Genomic DNA, 6,589 nt, shown 5'->3' with positions numbered 1-6,589 from the left:
TTAACTCCCCTTTTCGGTAAGTTAAGATTACTTTTTCAGCTATTGGTTCTAATTCGTTTGCCCAGTCAATTGCTGAGTTCCCTCCACCAGATATAATGACCTTTTTATTTTTAAAACGTTTTAAGGATTTTACTGTGTAATGTAAGTTAGATACCTCAAATTTTTCAGCACCTTCAATTTCAAGCTTTTGAGGATTTAGTATTCCACTGCCAACAGCAACAATCACTGTTTTGGAATAATGCTTTTCCCCTGAAGATGTATGTAAAATAAAGATTCCTTCTTCAGTACGTGAGATGGACTCCACTTTTTCATTTAATACAACTGTTGGATCAAAGGTTAAGCCTTGCTGGACAAGCTGTTGAATTAACTTTTCTCCAAGAATTGGGGTTTGTCCCCCAACGTCCCAGATCATTTTTTCCGGATAAACATGAATTTTCCCGCCTAAGTGTGGCTGAAATTCAATGATTTTTGTTTTCATTTCTCTTAATCCACTATAAAAGGCTGAGTAAAGTCCTGCTGGTCCTCCCCCAATAACAGTTACATCAAACAGTTCCTGTGAGTCCATTCTATTCACTCCTTAGCTTGAATTCCTATTAATGATTATCATTCTCATTTAACTATACTATGATTCGTTAATTTTTACAATATTGTTTATTGTATTGACATTAGAACATATGAATTATAGAATCAAACTAACGATATTGAGAATCATTTTCATTTGTAAGTTGAAAATGAATAAATGGAGGGTTATTAATGGCTCGCCTATATACAAATAACTTAGAAATTGGCTATGGTGAACGACTGATTGTTAAAGATTTAAGTGTAGAAATTCCAGATAAGAAAATAACAACGATTATTGGTTCAAACGGTTGTGGAAAATCTACTTTATTAAAAGCCATTACAAGAATCATTCCGCATCAATCCGGTACTGTCATATTAGATGGAGAAGATATTTCCAAGGAAAACACCAAGCTTCTTGCAAAGAAGATGGCCATTCTCCCCCAAACACCTGAAAGTGCAAGCGGTTTAACAGTTGGTGAACTTGTTTCTTATGGACGCTTTCCTTATCAAAAAGGTTTTGGGCGTTTAACAAAGAAAGATTATGAAGTCATTGATTGGGCACTTGATGTGACAGGAACGATTGACTTTAAGTTCCGACCAGTCGATGCGCTATCAGGTGGGCAACGTCAGCGTGTGTGGATTGCTATGGCCCTTGCTCAGAAAACAGACATCATCTTTTTAGATGAACCAACTACATATTTAGATATGGCTCACCAATTGGAAGTATTAGAGCTTCTTCAAAAGTTAAATAAAGAGCAAGAGCACACAATTGTTATGGTTTTGCATGACTTAAACCAAGCTGCACGCTTTGCTGACTATATCATCGCATTAAAGGACGGTCAGGTCATTAAAGCCGGTAATTGTGAGGAAGTTATCACACATGATGTGTTAAGGGATGTTTTTAACATTGATGCTGAAATTGGCAAAGATCCACGAACAAATAAACCGATGTGTATGACTTATAATTTATTAAAAAATTCTTCTGCTATGAACCCAACTGCTGTTGCCAGTTATTAGTAGCATTTACTTCCTAACAAGCAACTCAATTTCTTTACTAGTCTCGAGGTTATTAGCCTCGGGATTTTTTACTGTGGTGTTGCCCAAATAAGGTGAACAGACCCCAACATATAGCTATCCATCTTTTTTATATGCAATGGCGATTGCTTTAATATGTGTAAAATATCTCGGTTTATATGGCAACCTATGCTTTTTGCAAAAAAGAAATCTGTTCTGTTTTGTAGCCATGAAAAAACAGAATTCGAACTAATGCCATGTTCTAATAGTAGTATTTGACCGTCTTCTTTACACCAAAAATTCAACAATTGCAGTACCTTTTCAGGATTGGGATAAGAGCATAATGAGAGTGTGGATACTACTGTATCAAATGCACGCTCGGGTAAAATGACTTCTTCTACATTACCAACTATATACTCTACATGAAGCTTATGATGTCTTGCTTCCTCTTTTGCCTTTTCAATCATTAAGGGACTAAAGTCTACAGCAGTTACTTTTGAATCTTTAGGATAATAGTTAAAATTTGCACCTGCTCCAACTGAGACTTCTAGAATATGTCCTTTTGCGGATGAAAGCAGCCTTTTCCTCATTTTTTGATCACTTGTATTTTGCCTTAAGCGCTTTGCATACTTATTTGCTTGCTTATCAAATAATTTGACCTGTTTGTTTAGATCCATTCAAGACCACACTCTTCTCCATTTTTTGTTTGCTTTTCTCAACTGTTATACTCACTCGTATTACGATCATGAATTAATGAAAGATTCACTTCTTTTCTATAACTTCATATTTGATATCCAATAACACAAAATGTAAAATGAGATAGAAATTGCCGCTTAGTTAGTTGGTTAAATACGATACAGAAAAGTCATTGAAATGGAGAGAAACTCACATGATTCAACGTACTGTGCTTATTAAATTCGAAGAAACAACAACACAAGAACAATATCAAGAGATTATTAGTCGTTTTACAGCATTAAAGAATGTGTTAACTGGGATTGTTGAAATTCATGCAGGTCTTAATCTTGCTGAGAAAAGCAAAGAATATCAAATTGTATTAATGGTCCGTTTTGAAGATCAAGCAGCTCTTGATGCGTATGCAGCTAACGAAGATCACCAAGCAGTTGCAGCGTTTATTCGCGATTCTGGTAGAATTGACAGCATCGGTGTAGATATTGAAATTTAATTAAAGGGAAAAAGACATTGCAAAGTATTGCGGTGTCTTTTTATTTTTATTTATCTTCCTTCCTCCCCTCCATAAAATTATCAATCTTTTTTCATAAACCCTAACACATTTGCTAAGCATATTTATGTACAAATGTAGATCATTTTCTTACTATAACAAGTACACCAAAACAAGGAGGAAGATACAATTGAGTAACAACTTTTTATCTACATATACATTACCTAATGGAATAGAATTAAAAAACCGTCTCATCATGGCTCCAATGACAAACTTCTCTTCTCACCAGGATGGAACTGTAACTGAAGAAGAAGTAAATTACTATGCACGCCGCTCTAAAGGAGTAAGTATGGTCATTACTGCTTGTGCCTACATTACACCTAATGGCAAAGGATTTCATGGTGAATTTGGTGCAGATAAAGACGAAATGATTCCGAGCTTAGAAAAGCTAGCAACAAGAATCAAAGAGCAAGGTGCTAAAGCTGTTTTGCAAATTTTTCATGGCGGAAGAATGTGTCCCCCGGAGTTAGTGCCTAATGGTGAAATAGTTAGTGCAAGTGATATTCCTGCTGAAAACAGTGGGGTATCAACAGAAGAACCTGACAAGAAGCCAAGAGCCTTAACGGAAGCAGAGGTTGAGGATATCATTCAAGCCTTTGGCGAAGCAACACGTCGTGCGATTGAAGCGGGCTTCGATGGAGTAGAAATTCATGGGGCTAATGGTTACTTAATTCAACAGTTTTTCTCTCCACACTCGAATAGACGTGAAGATCGATTTGGTGGTAGCCTTGAAAAACGAATGACTTTTCCTTTAGAAGTAGTTGATACAGTTAAAAAGGTTGTTTTAGAACATGCTAAAGAACCTTTTATTGTTGGCTACCGTTTTTCACCGGAAGAACCAGAAACGCCTGGTATCACAATGGATGAAACTCTAGCACTTGTAGATGCTTTATCAAATAAAGGTCTTGATTATTTACATGTATCACTATTTGATTTCTTCTCAACACCTAGAAGAGGTGTGGAAGATCTAACAAAAACTAGAATCTCTTATCTTCAGGAAACAATTAATGATCGTGTACCACTAATTGGTGTAGGATCTATCTACTCTGCTGAAGATGCTCGTAAAGCCTTTGAAACAGGGGTACCTCTTCTTGCATTAGGAAGAGAGCTTATTATTGATCCTGATTGGGTTCAAAAGGTGTCAGAAGGAAAAGAGGACGAAATTGTTACAGAAATAAATAAAGATAAACAAGAAGAACTCGTTATTCCTGACCCACTATGGAACGCGATTATCAATACACCAGGTTGGTTCCCTGGCGTTTAATACTTATTCTAGAAATCACTCACGAATTCTATGCTCGTGAGTGATTATCTAACTTCTTAAGCTCCTGTCACAATATATCTGTACCCCCTCATCTATTACGGTATATTTTTCCAAAAGGTTATTCTATAATAGTAATAAAAAGGATCTTTTGAAAGAGGAAAATACGATGAGTACAGAAAAAAAACCTCCTTTATTGGCATGGTTTGTTTTAATAGGTGGAGCATTATTCCTCGTCAATGCCCTTCCAGGTTTCATTTTTTTATTTTTAATGAAATTTAAGCAATCAGGTGTATTTCATTTCTTTTCTCTCTTTTACCTTACCATTGCACTTGTGATCGTTCTTGGTGCAATTTGGGCAATGAAGCGTTCCTTTGATGCAATTAAAGAATTTCATGTTTTTAAAAGGGACACTAACATCCAAAATTCCAGACCAACTGCAAGTCCACCTTCAGAAAAAACATCAAGAACAATCTGGCCATGGCTTGTTTTAATTCCTGGTGGGTTGCTACTCGTTAGTACAGGTCCTGGTATGATTATGTTGCCAATTATGCCTTTGTTCTTGGCGGCAATGTCAACCGATTCAGGAACTACACCTGATTATGTACCTCTGCTCATTATCGTAATTGGATATGGACTGATCATTGGTTATATCACTTTAGTTATTCTAGCTATAAAAAAATTAAGAAAAAAAGAGAAATTAAACTAGTAGTGTGGTGAAAATTTTGTTTAAACTTTTAGTTATTGAAGATGATATGACCCTGTTTAACGAAGTAAAAGACCGATTAACCGGCTGGTCTTATGATGTGCATGGGATTACGGATTTTAGCAAGGTCATGGAGGAGTTCATTTCTATTAATCCAGAACTCGTCATCATTGATATACAGCTTCCTAAATTTGACGGATTTCATTGGTGCCGAATGATTAGATCTCGATCAAATGTTCCTATTATTTTTCTCTCTTCAAGAGATCACCCTACTGATATGGTGATGTCTATGCAGCTTGGTGCCGATGACTTCATTCAAAAGCCCTTTCACTTTGACGTTCTTATCGCTAAAATTCAAGCCATTCTTCGCAGAGTATATGACTATAGCAGTGAACAGCTAACAGTGAAAACATGGTGCAGTGCCACAGTAGACTTAGAAAGAAATATTGTTTCCAACCATGTTGGCTCTATAGAACTAACAAAAAATGAAATGTTTATTTTAAAAATATTAATTGACCATAAAAATAAAATTGTTAGCCGGGAAAAAATGATCAATCAGCTGTGGGATGATAAGCGTTTTGTTAGTGATAATACATTAACTGTTAATGTAAACCGTTTGCGAAAACGGTTGGATGAGATTTCATTAGGAAGCTTCATTGAAACCAAAGTCGGACAAGGCTATATGGCCGTAGAAGAGGTATAAACATGGTAAAAACATATCTTCTGGAACGACGAAGCTGGATCGTCTTTTTTATTTTCCAACTCCTTCTTCTGCTTTTTATTGCCTATATTGATCCGAAAATTTCACTATCATCTATAGTGTATGTAACCTTTCTTATGACCCTTATTTTACTCTTTTTCCTTGCTTTTCGTTATCAAAAAGAAACTAAGTTTTATAAAGCTTTACAGGAACGGGAAAAAGATTTTGATTTAACTCGCTTAATAAAGCCTGATAGTCCGTTTGAGCAGATGATAGAAAGTAGTTTTATTGAGCAAATAGACTACTTAAAAACGATCGCCTCACAAAATCAAGTGAAATTAGAGCAGGAAAAAGATGATTTATTATCATGGATTCATGAAGTGAAAACCCCTCTAACAGCCATGCATTTAATGGTTGAAAAAATAGAAGATGATACACTGAAATCGCAGATAACCTATGAGTGGCTTCGAATTCACTTACTTCTTGATCAGCAGCTTCATCAAAAACGATTGCTTTTTATTGAAAATGATTTACTAATAGAAAAAACAGATTTAGAAGCTTTGATGTTTCAGGAACTAAAAACCTTACAATCTTGGTGTATTCAAAAAGGAATTGGTTTTGATATCGATCTTCAAAAAACAGAAGTATTAAGCGATACAAAATGGCTTGCTTTCATTGTAAGACAGCTTTTAACAAATGCTGTTAAATATAGTGATCACTCTGATATTTATATTAAAAGCTATCAGCAAGATGAACATACATACTTACAAATACAAGACTTTGGGCGAGGAATAGATGCGAAAGATCTCCCTCGTATATTCGATAAAGGCTTTACCTCTACAACCAATCATGATGACCAATCAGCCACAGGAATGGGACTGTATCTCGCAAAAAAAGTAGCTAAACCATTGTTAATTGAGATTACCATCCAATCTGAGCTAGGCGTAGGAACAACCATTATACTTACCTTTCCAAAAAGCAATGACTTTGTGAATGTAATGAGCATGTGACAACATTGTCACATGCTCTTCTATTTTGTTAGAACAATCGAGGGAAAAGCTGATCATCCTTTTTTATAATGAAGTTAGATGAAAGCTAAAGATCAAT

The 6,589-nt window shown here is 35.5% G+C and carries 8 protein-coding genes; 6 read left to right on the top strand and 2 right to left on the bottom strand.

What is annotated here, in order from left to right; translation table 11 throughout:
* On the bottom strand, positions 1-565 hold a 565-nt coding region (locus ACEWK1_RS20785; protein ID WP_416636610.1), incomplete at its 3' end, for an NAD(P)/FAD-dependent oxidoreductase.
* A 188-nt stretch (positions 566-753) separates the two neighbouring features.
* Between ACEWK1_RS20785 and ACEWK1_RS20780 the strand changes: the two genes are divergently transcribed.
* Positions 754-1,578 carry an ABC transporter ATP-binding protein gene (locus tag ACEWK1_RS20780; protein ID WP_212135289.1) on the top strand — a complete coding sequence of 275 codons (825 nt, stop codon included), beginning with the start codon at positions 754-756 and terminating at the stop codon, positions 1,576-1,578.
* A 68-nt stretch (positions 1,579-1,646) separates the two neighbouring features.
* Here ACEWK1_RS20780 and ACEWK1_RS20775 read toward each other — a convergent pair whose 3' ends face one another.
* Positions 1,647-2,252 carry a class I SAM-dependent methyltransferase gene (locus ACEWK1_RS20775; protein WP_121664015.1) on the bottom strand — a complete coding sequence of 202 codons (606 nt, stop codon included), beginning with the start codon at positions 2,250-2,252 and terminating at the stop codon, positions 1,647-1,649.
* Positions 2,253-2,464: 212 nt separating this feature from the next.
* On the opposite strand from ACEWK1_RS20775, the gene ACEWK1_RS20770 reads away from it, so the two are divergent.
* The 5 genes from ACEWK1_RS20770 to ACEWK1_RS20750 all read left to right on the top strand — a co-directional run bounded on the left by ACEWK1_RS20770 (position 2,465) and on the right by ACEWK1_RS20750 (position 6,492).
* Entirely contained in the window at positions 2,465-2,758 is a 294-nt protein-coding gene (locus ACEWK1_RS20770) for a Dabb family protein (protein ID WP_251404183.1), read from the top strand.
* 187 nt (positions 2,759-2,945) lie between these two features.
* Complete coding sequence (locus ACEWK1_RS20765) at positions 2,946-4,079, top strand: NADH-dependent flavin oxidoreductase (RefSeq protein WP_416636609.1); 1,134 nt, start codon at positions 2,946-2,948, stop codon at positions 4,077-4,079.
* Between the two features lie 166 nt (positions 4,080-4,245).
* Positions 4,246-4,785, top strand: coding sequence for a hypothetical protein (locus ACEWK1_RS20760; protein WP_251404187.1), 540 nt, complete (start codon positions 4,246-4,248; stop codon positions 4,783-4,785).
* Positions 4,786-4,801: 16 nt separating this feature from the next.
* Positions 4,802-5,485 (top strand): response regulator transcription factor, encoded by a 684-nt coding sequence (locus ACEWK1_RS20755; RefSeq protein ID WP_121664019.1) that lies wholly within the window; start codon positions 4,802-4,804, stop codon positions 5,483-5,485.
* A gap of 2 nt (positions 5,486-5,487) precedes the next feature.
* Positions 5,488-6,492 carry a sensor histidine kinase gene (locus ACEWK1_RS20750; protein ID WP_416636608.1) on the top strand — a complete coding sequence of 335 codons (1,005 nt, stop codon included), beginning with the start codon at positions 5,488-5,490 and terminating at the stop codon, positions 6,490-6,492.
* Positions 6,493-6,589: the final 97 nt, after the last annotated feature.

The sequence above is a fragment of the Metabacillus sp. YM-086 genome, assembly GCF_048059995.1.
In the GTDB taxonomy this organism is placed as follows: Bacteria; Bacillota; Bacilli; order Bacillales; family Bacillaceae; genus Metabacillus; species Metabacillus litoralis_B.
Note: the sequence above shows the minus strand (reverse complement) of the source record. Positions and strands in the feature narration are given on the sequence as shown.